Origin of the sequence: Rhodanobacter sp. Col0626 (assembly GCF_049994385.1) — a bacterium.
Lineage (GTDB): Bacteria > Pseudomonadota > Gammaproteobacteria > Xanthomonadales > Rhodanobacteraceae > Rhodanobacter.
Map to the genome: position 1 here is coordinate 2,486,562 of NZ_CP188260.1, position 15,871 is coordinate 2,502,432.

The window sequence follows — 15,871 nt, forward strand, 5'->3', positions numbered from 1 at the left end:
TCGGCCGCCACTGAATGGGGTCAGGTTGAGGTGACCCCGTTTTTATTCACCTCGTTCCGAGAGGGCGATGCCTGGTGGGCCTGGTCATGTCCTGGATTGAGTGACCACCCCATTCTTCTGTGAGTTGCTGTCCGGCGCCAGCAGCGGAAACGCCGTGATGCGAAGCTTGGGCGCCGCATACGGCATCAAGGTGAGCATCACCGGGGCGTCGCTGGCATCGGCCTGTGGCCGTCGTGGCACCGGGTCGGCAGCACCCTCTTCCGCCTTCCAACTTGCTACCGGACGTCCTTCCACTTGGAGTGTCACCGGTGGCTGCTGACGCGAAAACGGTACCGGGCCTATCGGCTGCTCGGCTCTGTGAAAGGTCGCATGTTCCGGCAGGCCCATGTTCCAGCGCGATGCGGGATAGACCTGCCAGTCGGCGGTCAACCCACGCTGGCGCCACTTGATCCAAGATTCGGCGATGGGCAGTGCAAACACCAGGGCGCCATCGCGCACGCTTACCGAATCATTGAAGCCGGATACGGTCATCGGCGTGCTCGCAAAGGTCAGTGCGATCGTGTCGCCCGGTTGCCACTCGCGCTGCAGCGTCACGAAACGCCCGGCCGGTTCCGAGGGTTGCGCGTGGCCATTCACCGTCAGCGTCGACCCGGTGGCCCAGCCTGGAATTCGCAGCTTCAGCGTGAATCTGGTGGTCCGCGCCGGATGCAACACGATGTCTACGCGCGAGCGGAACGGATAATCGGTGCTTTGCTCGATCCGCAGCGGCACACCCCGCACGACGGTCTGCACCGTGCAAGGCGCATAAACCATCGCGGCCATGCCGCCGTCCGCCGTCGCCATCCAGAGACTTTGGGTCAGCTTGGGCCAACCCTGGTGGAAGTTGGCGGTGCAGCAGCCGAAGTGGGGCTCGAGTCCGAACAGGTTGGACTCCGGACCGTTGGTGGTCCAAGGACGCCGATGCAGGCTGGATTCCACCTGGTTGGGTTCCTGGTCGTATTGATGCGCCCACATGTCGTCCGTAAAGGTACCCGGCAGCGCGTTGTAGGCAATCGTCTCCAGCCGGTCGGCCAACGCCGGGTCGCCGGTAATGGCCAGCGCCACTTCCAGCGAAAACATGGTTTCCACCACCGTGCACAGCTCGGTGCCCTGCGAGGGATTGCGCCCGGCCAGATGCTCGTCGGCCGAAAACATGCCGTTCGGCAGGCCGTGCCAGGTGTCGAGCATCGCCAGCTGGTGATGCACGGCATCGCGATCATGCGCACTGCCCGATACCAGCGACCACACGGGAGAGGACTTCAGCGACATGGCGACATTGACACCGTGCACGCGCTGGCCGAGGTCCTCCATGAAGACGGCATCGCCACCGCCTTCAGCCTTGAGCTTGGCCACGTCGACTTTCTGCTTGAACTGGAAATCGGCGAACATGCCCTGCCAATCGAACCCCTGCCTGTGCAGCAGCGCAGCCATTTGCAGCAGGCGCGGATCGCCGGTGCGGTTGTAAAGCCACAACACCGAGAGCAGCTCGTCCTGCCAGCGCGACCGGCCCCAATCGCGCAGCGGTCGCCCCGGCAGTGCGCCGAGCTGATAGACAAAATAATTCGTCATCAGCGGTATCACCCGCGCATCGCCGGTGAGCTCGTGGTACTGCGTGAGCACCTTGAGCATGACCATGCGCGGCCACCAGTCATCGTTGCTGCGCGGACCGAACATGCCATTGGGCCAGGGATGCTCCAGCGTCCAGTCGATATATTTTTGCGCCTTCGCCTTCAGCGTCGCCGAGTCCAGTTGCCAGGCCAGTGGCAGCAGTCCGTCCAGAAAATACGGACCACGTTCCCAGGATTCACCGGCACCCCCGAGCCAGCCGCTGTCAGGGCCGACGTCGGCCCAGGTTTCATCCAGGTGGCCGCCCAGTCCCGACGCCTGGATCTCCAACTGACGACGCAACCACCCCGCGGGCCGAATGGCGCCTGCGGGCAATCGCTGGAAAGGTTGCGGTGCCAGTGGCGCACGAGACTGCAAGGGCATGCGCGAAGAGGCGCCGACATTGCCCGGCGCAGGCTCGGCACCGACGCCGGCGGCAAGCACCGCACCGGGCAGCATCGTCGCCAGGCCCAGCGCGCCGGATACGCGCAGGAAATCGCGTCTGCTTTGAAACGGGTCACGCTGAGCCATGCCTTGTCTCCGTGCAGCATTTGGCCGTCTATGTGGGCGCGGGGCGGGACACATGCCACAGCTACCGCGCGCCCATCGGCAATACACCAGTAATACTACAAATGCCCATCCACAAGTAATTCCAGTCGCCCCAAGCGAGCGGGTCACGAGGGCGAAATGGGTCCGCGAAACGCGGTGAACGGTGAGCTGGCCCGTTTTGCCGCTGACATAACGCTAACAAGCGTCGTTGTTGAATGCAGGAACCTACCCATGGAGAGACGCTCATGAAGACCCGAATCAACGGCATGGCCACGACATGCGTGGTGGCGATCACCCTTGGCCTGGCCTGCGGGTCTGTTGGCGCACAGAGCCTGGGTAATCTCGGCGGCAAGCTCGGTGGAATGCTCCCCGGTGGCGGCGAATCCGGCAGCACGGGTAACGTGGCGGGCATCCTGCAGTACTGCGTCAAAAACAACTATCTGGGGGGCGACTCAGGCGCATCCGGCATTGCAAGCAAACTGCTCGGCAAGACGGAAGGCGGGGCGAGCAACTCCGATTATTCCAGTGGCGCAGACGGCATCCTCAAAGGCAAGAACGGCAACACCACCAACCTGGGCAGCATCGGTGGCGGCAACAGCGACATGAAATCGAAGCTGACAACCAAGGCCTGCGATGTCGTCCTCAAGCAAGGCAAATCGTTCCTGGGAAGCAGCGGATCGTCGTCCCCCCTGGGCAAGGCCGGATCGCTCTTGGGACATTGATCGGCGCTTCTGGTCAACGGGGTGGAGGTAGTTGAATCACTACTGCCGTTGGCATCATCAGCTGATCAAGCTAGAGCACGCTTCGGAACCAACAAAGGGATCAGGTTCATTTGCAAACGAAATTGATGAACCTGACCTCTTTCTTTCGTTTCTTGCTCCGGTTTTGTCAATCCAAAATCGAGTGAGTCAACTCGGCAGCCAGACCCGACCCGACGAACCATACGCAAGCAGCCAGGTTCAGGACAACAGTCAACCAAAACGCGAACTGAAATGATCGCTTCATCGTCTTGTGCCGGAACTGCTGCTGGGCAATGAGCGCGCCGGGCCAGCCACCGATTAGATCTGCCATATGCAAACTGCTCTCAGGCGTGCGACTACGACCGGCTTGCGCGGAAGATTTGTCCCACCCATACATCAGATATGACAGTGCGCTGGTACCGAAATAGATCGCCAGCACCAAGAGTGGTAAAGCACCGCTTGCGTAAGCAGTCGCGGCAAACCCGAGTGCGCCTGCCCCCAACACAGCTCGTGGCACACGCGACGAAGGCCGAACCGCTTGGACCCTCGCCTCCACAGGACGAATTTGCTGCGCGTTGGTGCGCCCGCGATCGTCGACAACCGGCAAGTACGAAATGAGGTCGCCCAGGGCGGGTCGACGGAATCTGCGCTGAAACTGGCTGATGTGAAGGAAGGCACGAATACCACCACCGTTCGGAACGACAAAGCCGAATCCCTTCTCATCGTTCCATTCAGTGATTCGACCTGCAAATCGCATGACTGCCTCCGTCAGTGCAAACGTGTGAGTCCTATCGAACAGGATCTGGTTCTTATGTTGGTGGCCAGGAAGTGAACCTGACCCCTTCCTTCAGCAAAAAGCTCGGGAGCTTGGGCAAACAGCTCGGCACGCCGAGAGCCAAGCGGACGGAGCAAGCTAGCCCGGCTTAACTTCCTCCGTCCCGGTTTCCGCGAGTGTTGACCCAGCTTGCCGGGACCGCTACGGCGCCTGATGCAGTTGCCGGTAGGCGATATTCTGCAATGCCTCGGCCTGCCCCTGCGACAACCCGAGATCGTCGGCAGCCTTTTCGTAGCTGCCCAGGCTTCGCGGATCCTTGCCGGTGATGCTGCCGAAGTCCATCAACGCCTCGAGGTAGTAGCCGAACGTGCTGGCGTGATAGTGGTCGTAGGCCCACAGGTCGATCTGGTTGAAGCTGATGCCGTCATAAGGATCGGGGTCGGCCACGCCGTCGCGGATGGCGCGATTGAAAGCACTTCCGACCGGAATCACGCCGTGGATCGAGGCGTCGCCACCGGCGACCTGGGCGTAAGCTTTCTGCAGGTCGTTGCCCATGGCCTCGATCGGCTTCCCATACCAGTGTCCACCGGGTTTGTAAGTCAGGTCCGGGCGTGACCACGTGGCCAGCAGCCGGATATCCACCGATGGATTCCTCTGCTTGAACAGGGCGGCGAGCTTTCCCGCGTAGCGCTTGAAGTTGGTCGGATCGCCTGACTTGTCGGGGTCGAGCCTGCTGTGTTCCTGCATCACCACGTGGTCCCAGGCCCGATCGATCTCCTGGCGCTTTTGCGTGTAGTGAAACTTCAGCGTACTTCCTCCCGCCGTTTCCAGGCTCACGTCGTAGTTCAGGCCGGCCTCCTGGGTGAACAGCTTGAACAGCGCCGGCACGCCACCGACGCCATCGCCGTTGAGGTCATGAACCAGGTTGGCGTTATAGCGCCGCACGGGGGAAAACGCGCCGAACGTGTAACTGTTGCCGATGAAGAGAATGCTCTGCGCCGGTGCCGAGGTGGCGCCGAACGCCGCCGCGGAAGCCGTCATCGACAGCAGTGCAGCCATGCAACAAAGAGTTCCTCTCCTTCGAGCGCCACGCTTGTTCGACGCGAAAGATCCCATGTTGACGTCCCTCCGTAGCGTTGACGGCGCAAGCCCGCACCTTGCCACACGAGACCTGGACGGTCCACCAACCTATGCATCCTTGCATCGCCCGATCGGATAGCCGGGTCAGAGCTACTTTCCGCAGAGCAAAAGCGCCAAATCAAAGACCTCAAGGAGCTATGGAGTTACCAGCTTTTCTTGGACAAGAGCCCTTTTCTCCTCACTGCGCCGGCAACTGCGCATCCAGGAAGGCGTAGATGTCGGCGAACTCCGCGGCCTCGGCGCCCAGCGAGGTCTGCATGCCGTGGCCACCGTTGGCGTCGGTGCGGATCCACACCGGCCGTCCGCTGGTGTCGGCGGTGCGCAGGCGCGCCGCGAACTTGCCGGTCTGCCAGGTGGACACACGGTTGTCGTTGAGACCCACGGCCAGCAGCACCGCCGGGTAGGCCGTGTGCGGCGTGATCTGCTGGTAAGGGTCCGTCGCCAGCATCCAGGGAAAGTCCGAGGCCTTGCGCGGGTCGCCCATCTCGCCGATCTGGTTGGCGCCATTGCGCGCTTGCAGCAGGCGGATCGGATTGAGCTCGCCCACCAGGCACACGGCCGCGCCGAACTTGTCCGGGTCACGCACGATCGCACCGCCAACCACCAGGCCGCCGGCACTGCCAGAGATCAGCGCGGTGCGTTGCGGACGGCTATAGCCCAGTTCGCTCAGGCGCTGCACGCCGGCGATGAAATCTTCCACGCCCTTGTGCTTGTTCGGCCCCCTGCCGGCCTGATGCCAGGCCTCACCCTTTTCGCTGCCGCCGCGTATGTGCACGTAGGCAAAGACGTTGCCCTGCTTGACCCATTCCAGCCGGGTGGGCTTGAACGAAGGCAGCACGGAGATGCCGTAACTGCCGTAAGCGAACACGATGGCACGGTGCGAGCCGTCCAGCGTGGCGTCCTTGCGATGCAGGATGGTGAGCGGCACGTGGGTGCCGTCCTGGCTGACCAGCTCGGTCTCGGTGGCCTCGACCATGCTGTAATCGACGGGGCTGCTTTGATCCTGACCCAAGCCGTGCAAGGTGCCGACCGCGGGGTCGTAGCGCCATGACTTCGGCGGCGTAGTCCAGCCGCGCAGCTCCAGCAGGAAACCGTCCTGGCCAAGGTCGGCGTGGAACAGCGAGGCCGAGCCAGCCAACGGCATCGGCACGGCGTCCACCTTGCCGGTGCGGTAGTCGACGCGGCGGATGTCGTCGATGCCGTTCCTGGAGACCTTCACGTACAGCGCATCACGAGCCGGCGCGACCTGCTGGGCGTCGTACAGGCTGATGCCAGCCACCATGTCGTCGCCCTTCAGCGGCAGCACGGAACGTGCCTTCCCGATCGTCGCGTCCGGACGTGACAAGTCCAGTGCCAGCACCTCTCCCTTGGAGCGTGCGTGGGTGGAAACCAGGTACAGCGTATCGCCGTGGATGGCCGCGGACTGCACGTGGTCGTCCAGGTCGGCGATGCAGTGCCAGGCCGCACCGGGCTTCGCGGCCTCGGCTTGCGGCGCCACGCAGTAGCGCTGGTCGGCCTGTGCGCCCAGCGACTCGCCCAGCGCCCAGCGCGAGCCGGCCGGAAATTCGATCACAGGGAAGCTGCGCGCGGGCATCGCGAACGACGGATTGACGCCTTCGCCCTGGCCGGCGCGCAGCAGGATCGGGTCCCGCGACGAGGGTGTGCCCAGCCGGTGCAGACGTGCGCGCATGTCCTGCACGGGGTCGCCGCCGGTACGCTGCGCGGGCGGCGCCATCTGGGTGTACTCGAAGCCGCTGCCGTCGGGCAGCCACTCGGCACCGAACTCGCCCCACACCGGCTCCACTACATCGCCGGTGGGCTTGCCGGTCTTCACGTCCAGCACGTCGAGGCGGGTGACTTCGCTGCCGCCGCGGTCGACGTTCACCGCCACCTTGCTGCCGTCGGGCGATGGCGTGTACAGCGTGATCGAGGCGTGGCCGCCGTCGCCCTTAATAGTCGCCGGATCCAGCAGCACGCGCTCGGCGCCATTCGCGTCACGCACCATCAGCGTGCCGCTGCCCTTTGCGCCCTGGCGGATGAAGAACAGCCTGTCGCCGGCACGGCGCTGGTTGCGGTATATGACGGTGGTGCCATCGGTCCTGGCCAGCGCCTGCTGCCAGCCCTTCAGGGTAGGCAATGCGTCCAGCTTGCCCCGCGCGTACTGGCCCTGGGCGACCAGCCAGTGCTGGAACTCGGCGTTGTTATCGCCTTCCATCCAGCGATAGGGATCGTGCACGGTGTGGCCGAACAGGTGCTCGACCACGTCGGCCGTGCGCGCCGGCGACGGAGCGCCAGCCTGCGCGGCGAAGGCAAACAGAGTCACTGGTGCGAACAGAAAGGCGGCAGTAGCCAGGGCCAGCGGAGCGGGCCAGCGGAGCAGTCGGGGCATAAGGATGTCCTTGGCGTCCAAAGGAATCACGCAGCGCGAATCCTCGCGCAAGTGGAGGCCTCGGGACACCCCCCATCCGTCATGCCGTGCGTGGGGTGTGAACGCCGTCGCAAGCACGTGGTCTCGCAGAACGAGACCAAGCTCAGTTACTGCGGACATCCAAGTGAGCGAAGAGAAAATGGTTAAAGAATGGTGTCAGGGACAATTTGAGCGACGCATAGTCAATCGAAAATTTGTCCCCGACACCTTTTCTGCTTCATCGCATCGCCCCCCCCCGTTCAAGGGAGGCGGTCAAACCTGAGCCATCTTAGGAAGCGAACCTGACCCGCTGGGGTCATTAAAAGGAACAAAGTCGACTTTCTATCTTAATTAATTAACTAGGTTCGCTCCAAACCCTAGTTTTCAAGTTCAGTAGAAGCCCAATTAAATGAGCCTGCCCCTTTTGCCTGAGTCAGTCCAGCGGGCTTAGTTGAGCATGAAATCAATAGCCGGAGCGATAACTGGCGGAGCTGCCGCAACACTAACCACTGCAGATGTAGACTGATTGCTATCATGATCGCCGGTAAACTCAGCATAAAAAGCTTTGCTGGAGACTCCCTTGGGAATGGTGAAACCGTAATCAACAACTGTTAGCGGACCATAGCAAATTGTATTCGATGGAGGGGCATACACGTATCCGCACGAGTAACTAGAGTTGTTGACTTGAGCAGGCACACCCAAAACTTTCACACCGTCAGCATAGATGTCTACTGAACCTCCAGGCACTGAACCAGGAAAGCTACCAGTTCCCGAATAATAAGGAGGCATGAAAATAATGTGGCTGCCTGTTACTGTAGTGCGCACAGTGATGCTCGCACCTGGAGCCACTTTTCCAATAATGGACACTGTCGTTTGTGTTGTAGATTTTGCAATGGCCCCAGCGGGGAGCAAAAATGGTATGAGAAATAGAGAGAATGCTAAATTTGTTTTAACTCTGTGCACTTTGATTTCCTCGCACGTAAGAGTGCAGTTATAGGCATACATAACGTATCGTCGATAATCTAGAAAAACATTATGGTCGAAATTGGCATCGATGAACCAAAAGACTCATCATTGTATCGTTGAGCATATCCGTCTGTTCGTCGTCCACAAATGACTTTTACACATAATTTTTAGATTATGTGATGGGCACTCCAAATCAATGAACGCAGTGACGGTCACTGACGGATTCCAAAAATGATAGCCTCTAAAAGCTAGGTTCTCGAACAGGGGCCTAGCCTGTTCCTAGCCCCATATCTACCAAGAAACCCACAAGTTCACTCTGCTCAATCAACGGTCGAGTGAAATCAACCGAACAAGACGCGAGAGCCTCCCACCCTCCGTCGAGATACTCGAAATACCCATCAATTCATATCAGTAAACTGACATTATTAAAGCTCCACCAAGGCCACTGTGCAAGTTCCATTGGTCTGAATAGTATAGTCAATACGAGAGACGCTCTTATCACCCGCATAGGCGGTTAAAAGCGTCGCATAAATTGCTTTCGAACTAGGTGAGCTGATGTCTGCCACATAAGTAATATTTACGCTGCATCCTGGGAGGGCTGACGTGAAAGCAACATAGCCATTACTCCCTTGGACACCAACGTGAGTTATATTTACGCTATTTGCTGTATTTGCATCAGCAGCACAAGAAAGCGAAATAGCGGCAATTGCAAAGCAAGCAGAAAAAATAGATTTAATCACAACACTGCCTCATGGTTAATGTCAATAAATCTGGAACTCGCCACATCGACACATATTCATTAATCATTTCAATGAATAGATAATCCTATAGAGGCGCTCGAAATTAGCGACTATGGGACCGCTAATGTTGATGAATGTACTTTGAATTTTAAAATACGGCAAGTCAATAGAACCTTTGAAATGAGACGCTCATCACAAAACGTTAAGCAAAAAAAATAAACGCGCCATGTACATTTAAAACGTTTTAGCAACCCACCACTGACCCTGATCGAAGTTGTCCGCAGCGTCTTATTCGCCGCTTTCGCGATCCTCTTGAACCGCCGAACGGGTTCAGGTTCACTTATCATGATCAAGAAGTGAACCTGACCCGTTTTTGTTCATTGATGGCCCCACGACTGCACCCAAGCGCTTTCTTTCCTGTGCCGGGTGCGAAAGCGGCACCGTTGCGACGCGGTGCCGCTTTACAACAGTCGACTTCTCTAGTCTTGCCTGTTCACAAGACACTTACTGCATTTGCAAGCCAACCCGTTGTGGTGACGCCAGCTCGTTCCACCCCGCTGGCGGGGTCAGAACTGAAGCAATGTCGTGCTTGAGCCCACGATTGATCGACAGTCTGGACACGTCGATGGAGTAAACCGTACGGCCCTGGCTATTGTTACCCCGAAGTTTCAGCAGGATACCCGTCGCATCGTCCACCCACATCGTGAAAGTGGCGGCCCCTAGCTTTTCGGCCAGATACGCATCCTGCTGTCCTTGAATCACCGTGACGTTGCGGCCGAGCAGCTGAGTGTGTCCGGTAATACTGCTCGCCGAAGTCGACAGCCAGAAGGCGTAATTTTCCGGACTGCTGACGTCGCTTGCCGCGAACGCATGCGCGGGATCCTCGCGGTGCGTGAACACCGGCTGGCATTGGGCATTGTGGTAATGCCTGGGGCCGGCAGGTGCGCTCGCCTCTGCTGGTGCGACTGATTGCATCTGGTAGGTGCGTTCCTGGGGCCACAGCGACATTTGCTTGGCTGTGGTGGCGACATCTGTACGTGACTGGCCCAGTGCATTCATCGTTGTCACGCGACTGCTGTGGTCGACCGGCGACGCTTCAAAATCAACCTGATCGTCCTGCTGCACGTTCGCGAACCTGATGTGGAAAGCGCCACTGATATCGCGATAGTGATCTGGCGCGTCAAGCATCTTCTTCTGAATGTCTGCGAGTCGCGGATTCATTGTCACCATGTCGACGCCACAACTATTGCTCGTGTCCACGACATCGTCGGCTATGTCGAGTGAGCTGATGTGCTCAATCTGTGCCGCCGCCGCTGCGGGCGAACCCGTGGCAAGAGAAGCAGCTTGAGATGTAAACGATGCACGAACAGCATCAATGCCAGCAAGCGCGGTGGTACTGGTGCCGCAGTTTCCGATGACCAGCAAATCAGACACACCCGAACCTTTACCCAGAACTTTCCAACCTCCGGGAGCAGTGTTCTGGTTGACCCTTGCTGACAACGCTATCGTTGGTGAGCTGGTGGAAGCTTGGACGGCGCTATAACTCGTATTTGTTGAGCGAAAAGCATTGTTGTACAGCCAGACGGACCACGTGTAGACATGACTCGTCTTGAAGGCTACGAGGCCTGTCGGACAACTCTTGTGCGACCCTGCCCCTGGCAGCCGTCGATCATCCCCATTCACGTCGTGGGCTTGGCCGCTGTAATACGTGCCTCCCGGACTACCGCCGACACAATGCGGATATTGGTGGCTGTTGGCATCGTTGTCGCAGTAATAATTGGTGGCAATAGCCGGCATGGCCAGCATGATGCTCGTGGCGAGCAAGCCTCGACGCACTTGACGTTGAATGCTGCGCATAAGTTGTTTTCCCTCCCATTTACAGGTCCCCTGTCCTCCCTGGCAAGGCCAGCTTAGTCTCTATCCCTCTTTGCGGTCAGCATCGCAGGTCGCCAATTCCACGCGCGTATGCGCAGGGACGGGAAAAGAGCACGGCTGTGATTATCGCCTGTTGCTTCCTGAGAACATGAGCGGGCAAAGGGATCGGAGTGAGCTGGCCCGGGTTTTGGCTAGCCACGTCCCCTTTGGTTACGACCGCCTTTGCGCCAACACGATGCGCCACGACCCACCTCGCCCATCGATGGTTTGCTCCCATGCCATTGCGAATCCTGCTTGCGCAAGGTGCGCATCGATCGCATCCGGTGCCCATCGCACTACCGGGTAGTCGCCGGCGGCCCCGTGCTCCAGGTACTCGTCGTCGCCTTCGGGGTACATCAGAAGCAACGGGCTGCCCGTGTCCACAGCGCCTGCCAGCTTGCTCAGCACCTCACCCAGCTGCACGCGTTCGAAGTGCTGCAATACACAGAGCATCATTGCGCCACCGTAGCGCCCGTCGATCCGGTCCAACAGCAGGTCGAGACGATCGCAGCGCTTGCCGCGTTCGACTTGGAGATCACAGAAGGCGGCGGTCACGTCGGTGCGGTGCACGTCGATGCCCAGCGCCTCAAGGGCATCGGCATCCCAGCCGGGACCGGAGCCGATCTCCAGCACGCGGGTACCAGGCGCCACCGCCGCAGCCAGCCGCCGTAGCGCTTCGACACTGGCCGATGGCCTGCCTTCCACCGTGGCGACGTACTCGCGTGCGGAGCGTTCGTAATCCGCGACAGCGCGACGATTGTTGCCGCAGGAGTCCTCCGTCATCAGCGCATCTCCTTCCACGAAAGGGGGCCATCTCAACCTGACCCTGCTTTGTCGCATTCATTGACACCGGGACGTCACAGCCCTGCTAGTGGTCGGCCATGTCGCGCAGGTCATCTGCGGCGGGGACGAAGTAGTAGGCGCCGGTGAGGGGATGCGTGTAGTTCGTCAGTGCGTCCCGCACGCCGGTGAGCCGGCCGGCCATGCTGTCCAGCATGCGGGAAAGGCGTTGCTGCTCGGCGCTGAAGCCGACAAACATCGTTCCGTGATTCGTGGCGGTGCCGTACGGCATGTTTCGCCGGAAGATGTCGCCGAAGGTGTCCTGGTCCGTGCTGGCGACATGCGAGTTCGGCGCCTTGTTCTCGATTTCAACGCTGTCCGCCTTGGTGCGTCCCATCACCCGCTCCTGGCCCTCGACGGCAAGCGACTTCCACTTCGCCGCGTCGTGCACCCATTTCTGCAGAAGCAGAATCGAGCCGCCTTCGCCGGGCTGTCCCTGCGGTATGAACGCCACTTCCGGGACTTCGACCAGCGGCGGATTTTCGGTACCGTCGATGAAGCCGGTCAGGTCGCGGTGATGGTGATAAGGCCAGCTGGTGGTTTCTTCGGCGACGGTTGCCAGCGCACCGAGCACCGCGATGATCTGCTGCGCCACATCGAACACGATGTCGTACGACCCGCCCGAGATCCACAGCACCGCGTCGTGCTGTGTCGCCGGCATCACGAAGCCGTCCAGCCCAACGACGTCTTCATTGAACCCTTTGACGCCCACGGGCGCATCGGCGGGCGCCGCCTTGCCCCACAGTTCGGGCCGGAAACCCGACACCAGGTTGACGCCACCCACCGTGGTTCTGGGCTCGCGAAGCGATGCGATCGTCTTCACTAGCGCCAGTCCGTCCTGTTCGCCCAGGACATCGAATTCCAGATAGGCATGGAATGATGTTCCGAGCGCGAAGATTCCAGCTTGAAAAGTTTTCATGCGCCGATGATAACGCGGGGAAAAGCGAGGTCAGGCTGAGTTGTTGTTGCCGGTTGAGTGTTTGTTTGCACGCACTAACCGCGCACCAACCGGGACGGATGAAGTTAAATCGCTTGGCTCTCCTGCTTTGTTGCGCTCCGGCCTTCCTACTTAACTTCCTCCGTCCCAGTTTGCCACTGCCACTGTCCCTGACACCTTTTCCGTTCGTGACCTATGGCCGCTTTCTCGGCATGCTCCGTCCCGGTAAGCTGGACTCAGCCGACGCAGCTGCGACACGCCGCCACCGATTCAACCTTCTCGATGGCCGTGTACCCTGTCGACATGCCCTCACCTCGTGACGCTCCCCTCAACGCATTGATCGGCCCGTTGGGGATCCTCTCATTGAGCATCGATGAACGATGATGACCATCACTTCCGAGAGAATTCGCTGGCCACTGTTCTGCTTCGGCATGCTTCTCACCGCCATCTGCGCCCTCAGCGTGCACACGGTCATGTTGCAAGCGCTTGGCATCCCCTTCCCCGATCTGGCCGTCTTCACGACGCCCTGCCGCTTCGCCATGCGGGCAGTGCAGATACTGGCACTTCTGGTGTTCTGGCGAGTGGCCTCACGCCACATTCGTCGCTCTTTCTTCGTGCAATGGGGCCTGCTGTTTCTGATCTTCTCGATGCTTGCAGAAGTCCTTTTTCGTGCCCCTTTCATGGCCGGTTATTGCACGAATGCCTGGGTATTCGCCTTTGTTTCGAACATTCCGACCTTACTGGGCATCGCCACTATGTGTGCGATGGTCGTTGCCGCCTCGCCCCATCTACGACGTCCCTGGCAACTGCTCGTCGCCGCCACGATCATGGCCGCCCTCGCAACATTCGCCTTCAGTCCGCTGATCAGCATGGCGTTCGCGCCGCTGATGAAAGCCATGGCCAGCCTCGCTCCGCAAAGTGAGTGGTGCACGCTGCCCTACGGGCTCAATGTGCTTGTCCCGGCCTATCTCAGCTTTGCCGAACCGACACTGGCGTGCGTCGCGGTCGCGCTGCTGGTGTGGGACAAACTTCCCGCGTCGCGGGCCATGCGGTTTGTGGCCTTCAGCGTGCTTATCGTGGCGATCAAGAATCAACTCCTGACACCCTTCCTCTATGCCGCACTGGCCAAAGGGTCGTTCCTGCCGGGCCTGGCAAGCGAGGGCCAGTTCGCGCTGGAAGCGCTGGCGCTCGCCGTTCTGACCGGCGTCACGGTGGAATGGAGCATCCGTCGATTCAAGCGTGCATCGAACTGACCCACGCCCACCCTGTCCCTGTTTACTCCCCACCTCATTTCTTTGCGCCTTCAGCGGCAAGCAAGTCGGCAATCTGCTCGGCCAGCAACCAGTGTTGCGATGGTCCTTCGTTACTGGTCAGGGCCACGGCCGCACCGGTTTCCCAGACCATCTCCAGGTTTGCCGTGGTGCCTTCGATGCCCCCCTGATGGCCGCGGATGTGGCGGCCGTGCGAAAGACGCTCGTCGATGCCAGCGCCAATGGCACCGGGGCCGGCCGGCACTTCGCCGTGGAACATCTTCGCCAGCGTCGCGGACTTGAGCAGCTTGCCGCCGTGCAAGGCCGCGGCGAACCTCAGCAAGTCAGCATTGGTGGAATAACCGCCGCCTGCGGGACTGCCCTTGTAGATGCCCTGCACCCAGTTGGCCTTCCACGTCTGGGAGAACACCCCATCGTCGTGGTAGTAGCCGACCGCCAGCCCGGGCACGATCTGATCCACGCTCTCGAAGCCGCTGGCTGTCATCCGCGCAGGTTCGAAGACATGGTGCTGGATGTAGTCGAAGTAGCTTTCTCCGGAGACGTTCTCGATGATGCGACCGAGCAGGACGTAGCCGGCGTTGCTGTAGCTCAACCCTTTGCCCGGCTCGCCCATCTTCGGCTGGCGGGCGATCAGCGCCAGATAATCCGCCGGGTTGACGTAGCGTTGGGCGTGTTCGAAATACTCCGGCACCATGAAATCGCCCAGGCCCGAGGTGTGGTGCATGAGCTCCCACACGGTGATCTTCTTCGCCGTCGCCTGGCCGGGATATTCCGGAACCCGCTTCGCCAGCGTGTCGTCCCACGACAGCTTGCCGGCCTCGACCAGTTGCGCGATGGCGACCGCGGTGAACATCTTGCCGACTGAGCCGATGCGGAACTTCGTCTGGTGATCGACCGGCACATGGAAGCTGCGTTCGGCCAGGCCACGGCACTCGTCGAACACGGTCTCGCCGCCATCGAAAACGGTCACGCAACCGGAGAAGTCGGACACGCCTGCCAGCCGGTCCAGTACCGCGCGTATCTGTTTTCCCAGCTCCGCATGCGATACCGGCCCCTTGGGCCAGTCCGCATAAAGCGGATTGTCCATCGGGACCAGATTTGCCTGCGCAAGCCGGTCGGGATGCGCCGGCTCGGCGGTCAGCCAGAACAGCGCGGCCTGCCCGTTGCGCCGACCCTTGACGGCAACTTCGAGCAACCCCGGCTGGCGTGGATCGGTGCGTACATCGAACACGTCCAGGCCGCCGCTGTCGCGTGCCGCCGAAGCCAGGTCCGTGACAAACGCCGCCTTGTCGTCCGCGGCCATGGACGTCGACAGGACACCGGGCGCCCATTGCGTGATCCGTACCGGGCCGTCGTCATTGGCATGGCGGATCAGCTCGCCGGCGAGGTGGCCCACCGGCGTATCCGGCAGCTGCGTGTTTGCAGGTGCAGCGGCCATGCACGGAATCGTCGCGCAAAACAGCAAAAGCGATGCCCACAAGGGGGCTAGCCGAAGCGCACGAACTGTGAAGGTGCAGTCGATCATGGGGAATGCTCCCTAGCTCACCAGCCAACATGGCGGTGTTGATCCACCAGATGCAGCGACCCACCGATCCGTTGCAGCTGCGAAACCGGGGTCCGGAAACAAAGGGTCAGCTTGAGATGGCCGGGTTTGACGGACCACTTATTTTTTCAGCGCGGATGCCTGGTTTGTTTGCTTCACCGGCGCCCATGCCCGTCGCCAACGAATTCGCAAGAAAATGTGCCCGGCCTGCAATGACCTCTGGCAGGGGATGGCTCGTGACCTTCGACCTACCATCGGCGCTCCATGCATCGATGCCGCGTCAGGAAGGCGCAACCTGCCTCGATGCGTTCCGCCGGCAGCCGCTTTCGGCGCTGCCCGGCACCTGTCCGGAGCGCCTCCCTTGAACCTGCCTCTCTCCCTGCCCATGCCCCGTTGCCTGCTTGC

The 15,871-nt window shown here is 60.4% G+C and carries 12 protein-coding genes; 3 read left to right on the plus strand and 9 right to left on the minus strand.

What is annotated here, in order from left to right; genetic code table 11:
- Positions 1 to 84: 84 nt before the first annotated feature.
- A complete protein-coding gene (locus ACPPVV_RS10700) occupies positions 85 to 2,175 on the minus strand; it encodes a beta-L-arabinofuranosidase domain-containing protein (protein ID WP_426699875.1) in 2,091 nt (696 codons plus the stop codon).
- A 263-nt stretch (positions 2,176 to 2,438) separates the two neighbouring features.
- On the opposite strand from ACPPVV_RS10700, the gene ACPPVV_RS10705 reads away from it, so the two are divergent.
- Positions 2,439 to 2,915 (plus strand): DUF2501 domain-containing protein, encoded by a 477-nt coding sequence (locus tag ACPPVV_RS10705; protein ID WP_426699876.1) that lies wholly within the window; start codon positions 2,439 to 2,441, stop codon positions 2,913 to 2,915.
- 166 nt (positions 2,916 to 3,081) lie between these two features.
- Here the strand turns inward: ACPPVV_RS10705 and ACPPVV_RS10710 are convergent, their stop codons facing one another.
- The 7 genes from ACPPVV_RS10710 to ACPPVV_RS10740 all read right to left on the minus strand — a co-directional run bounded on the left by ACPPVV_RS10710 (position 3,082) and on the right by ACPPVV_RS10740 (position 12,634).
- Positions 3,082 to 3,690 (minus strand): DUF1294 domain-containing protein, encoded by a 609-nt coding sequence (locus ACPPVV_RS10710; protein WP_426699877.1) that lies wholly within the window; start codon positions 3,688 to 3,690, stop codon positions 3,082 to 3,084.
- Positions 3,691 to 3,909: 219 nt separating this feature from the next.
- Positions 3,910 to 4,767, minus strand: coding sequence for a DUF4886 domain-containing protein (locus ACPPVV_RS10715; protein WP_426699878.1), 858 nt, complete (start codon positions 4,765 to 4,767; stop codon positions 3,910 to 3,912).
- Between the two features lie 259 nt (positions 4,768 to 5,026).
- On the minus strand, positions 5,027 to 7,237 hold the full coding sequence (locus ACPPVV_RS10720) for a prolyl oligopeptidase family serine peptidase (protein WP_426699879.1): 2,211 nt from the start codon (positions 7,235 to 7,237) through the stop codon (positions 5,027 to 5,029).
- 465 nt (positions 7,238 to 7,702) lie between these two features.
- Positions 7,703 to 8,218 carry a hypothetical protein gene (locus ACPPVV_RS10725; RefSeq protein WP_426699880.1) on the minus strand — a complete coding sequence of 172 codons (516 nt, stop codon included), beginning with the start codon at positions 8,216 to 8,218 and terminating at the stop codon, positions 7,703 to 7,705.
- Positions 8,219 to 9,465: 1,247 nt separating this feature from the next.
- Positions 9,466 to 10,818, minus strand: a complete 1,353-nt coding sequence (locus tag ACPPVV_RS10730) for a hypothetical protein (protein WP_426699881.1) — start codon at positions 10,816 to 10,818, stop codon at positions 9,466 to 9,468.
- A 228-nt stretch (positions 10,819 to 11,046) separates the two neighbouring features.
- A complete protein-coding gene (locus ACPPVV_RS10735) occupies positions 11,047 to 11,658 on the minus strand; it encodes a class I SAM-dependent methyltransferase (RefSeq protein ID WP_426699882.1) in 612 nt (203 codons plus the stop codon).
- Between the two features lie 85 nt (positions 11,659 to 11,743).
- A complete protein-coding gene (locus tag ACPPVV_RS10740; RefSeq protein WP_426699883.1) occupies positions 11,744 to 12,634 on the minus strand; it encodes a Dyp-type peroxidase in 891 nt (296 codons plus the stop codon).
- Between the two features lie 398 nt (positions 12,635 to 13,032).
- Between ACPPVV_RS10740 and ACPPVV_RS10745 the strand changes: the two genes are divergently transcribed.
- Positions 13,033 to 13,905: a hypothetical protein gene (locus tag ACPPVV_RS10745; RefSeq protein WP_426699884.1), complete on the plus strand. Its 873-nt coding sequence runs from the start codon at positions 13,033 to 13,035 to the stop codon at positions 13,903 to 13,905.
- 34 nt (positions 13,906 to 13,939) lie between these two features.
- Here the strand turns inward: ACPPVV_RS10745 and ACPPVV_RS10750 are convergent, their stop codons facing one another.
- Complete coding sequence (locus ACPPVV_RS10750; RefSeq protein ID WP_426699885.1) at positions 13,940 to 15,361, minus strand: serine hydrolase domain-containing protein; 1,422 nt, start codon at positions 15,359 to 15,361, stop codon at positions 13,940 to 13,942.
- 116 nt (positions 15,362 to 15,477) lie between these two features.
- Here ACPPVV_RS10750 and ACPPVV_RS10755 point away from each other — a divergent pair, with 116 nt between their 5' ends.
- Positions 15,478 to 15,831 carry a hypothetical protein gene (locus tag ACPPVV_RS10755; RefSeq protein WP_426699886.1) on the plus strand — a complete coding sequence of 118 codons (354 nt, stop codon included), beginning with the start codon at positions 15,478 to 15,480 and terminating at the stop codon, positions 15,829 to 15,831.
- Positions 15,832 to 15,871 lie beyond the last annotated feature (40 nt).

Excerpts from the sequence above, each read along its gene's own strand:
- ACPPVV_RS10715 (WP_426699878.1), bottom strand. The coding sequence starts at position 4,767 with ATGGCTGCACTGCTGTCGATGACGGCTTCCGCGGCGGCGTTCGGCGCC.
- ACPPVV_RS10745 (WP_426699884.1), top strand. The coding sequence starts at position 13,033 with ATGATGACCATCACTTCCGAGAGAATTCGCTGGCCACTGTTCTGCTTC.
- ACPPVV_RS10710 (WP_426699877.1), bottom strand. The coding sequence starts at position 3,690 with ATGCGATTTGCAGGTCGAATCACTGAATGGAACGATGAGAAGGGATTC.
- ACPPVV_RS10750 (WP_426699885.1), bottom strand. The coding sequence starts at position 15,361 with ATGGCCGCTGCACCTGCAAACACGCAGCTGCCGGATACGCCGGTGGGC.
- ACPPVV_RS10700 (WP_426699875.1), bottom strand. The coding sequence starts at position 2,175 with ATGGCTCAGCGTGACCCGTTTCAAAGCAGACGCGATTTCCTGCGCGTA.
- ACPPVV_RS10705 (WP_426699876.1), top strand. The coding sequence starts at position 2,439 with ATGAAGACCCGAATCAACGGCATGGCCACGACATGCGTGGTGGCGATC.
- ACPPVV_RS10720 (WP_426699879.1), bottom strand. The coding sequence starts at position 7,237 with ATGCCCCGACTGCTCCGCTGGCCCGCTCCGCTGGCCCTGGCTACTGCC.
- ACPPVV_RS10755 (WP_426699886.1), top strand. The coding sequence starts at position 15,478 with ATGGCGGTGTTGATCCACCAGATGCAGCGACCCACCGATCCGTTGCAG.
- ACPPVV_RS10740 (WP_426699883.1), bottom strand. The coding sequence starts at position 12,634 with ATGAAAACTTTTCAAGCTGGAATCTTCGCGCTCGGAACATCATTCCAT.
- ACPPVV_RS10730 (WP_426699881.1), bottom strand. The coding sequence starts at position 10,818 with ATGCGCAGCATTCAACGTCAAGTGCGTCGAGGCTTGCTCGCCACGAGC.
- ACPPVV_RS10735 (WP_426699882.1), bottom strand. The coding sequence starts at position 11,658 with ATGACGGAGGACTCCTGCGGCAACAATCGTCGCGCTGTCGCGGATTAC.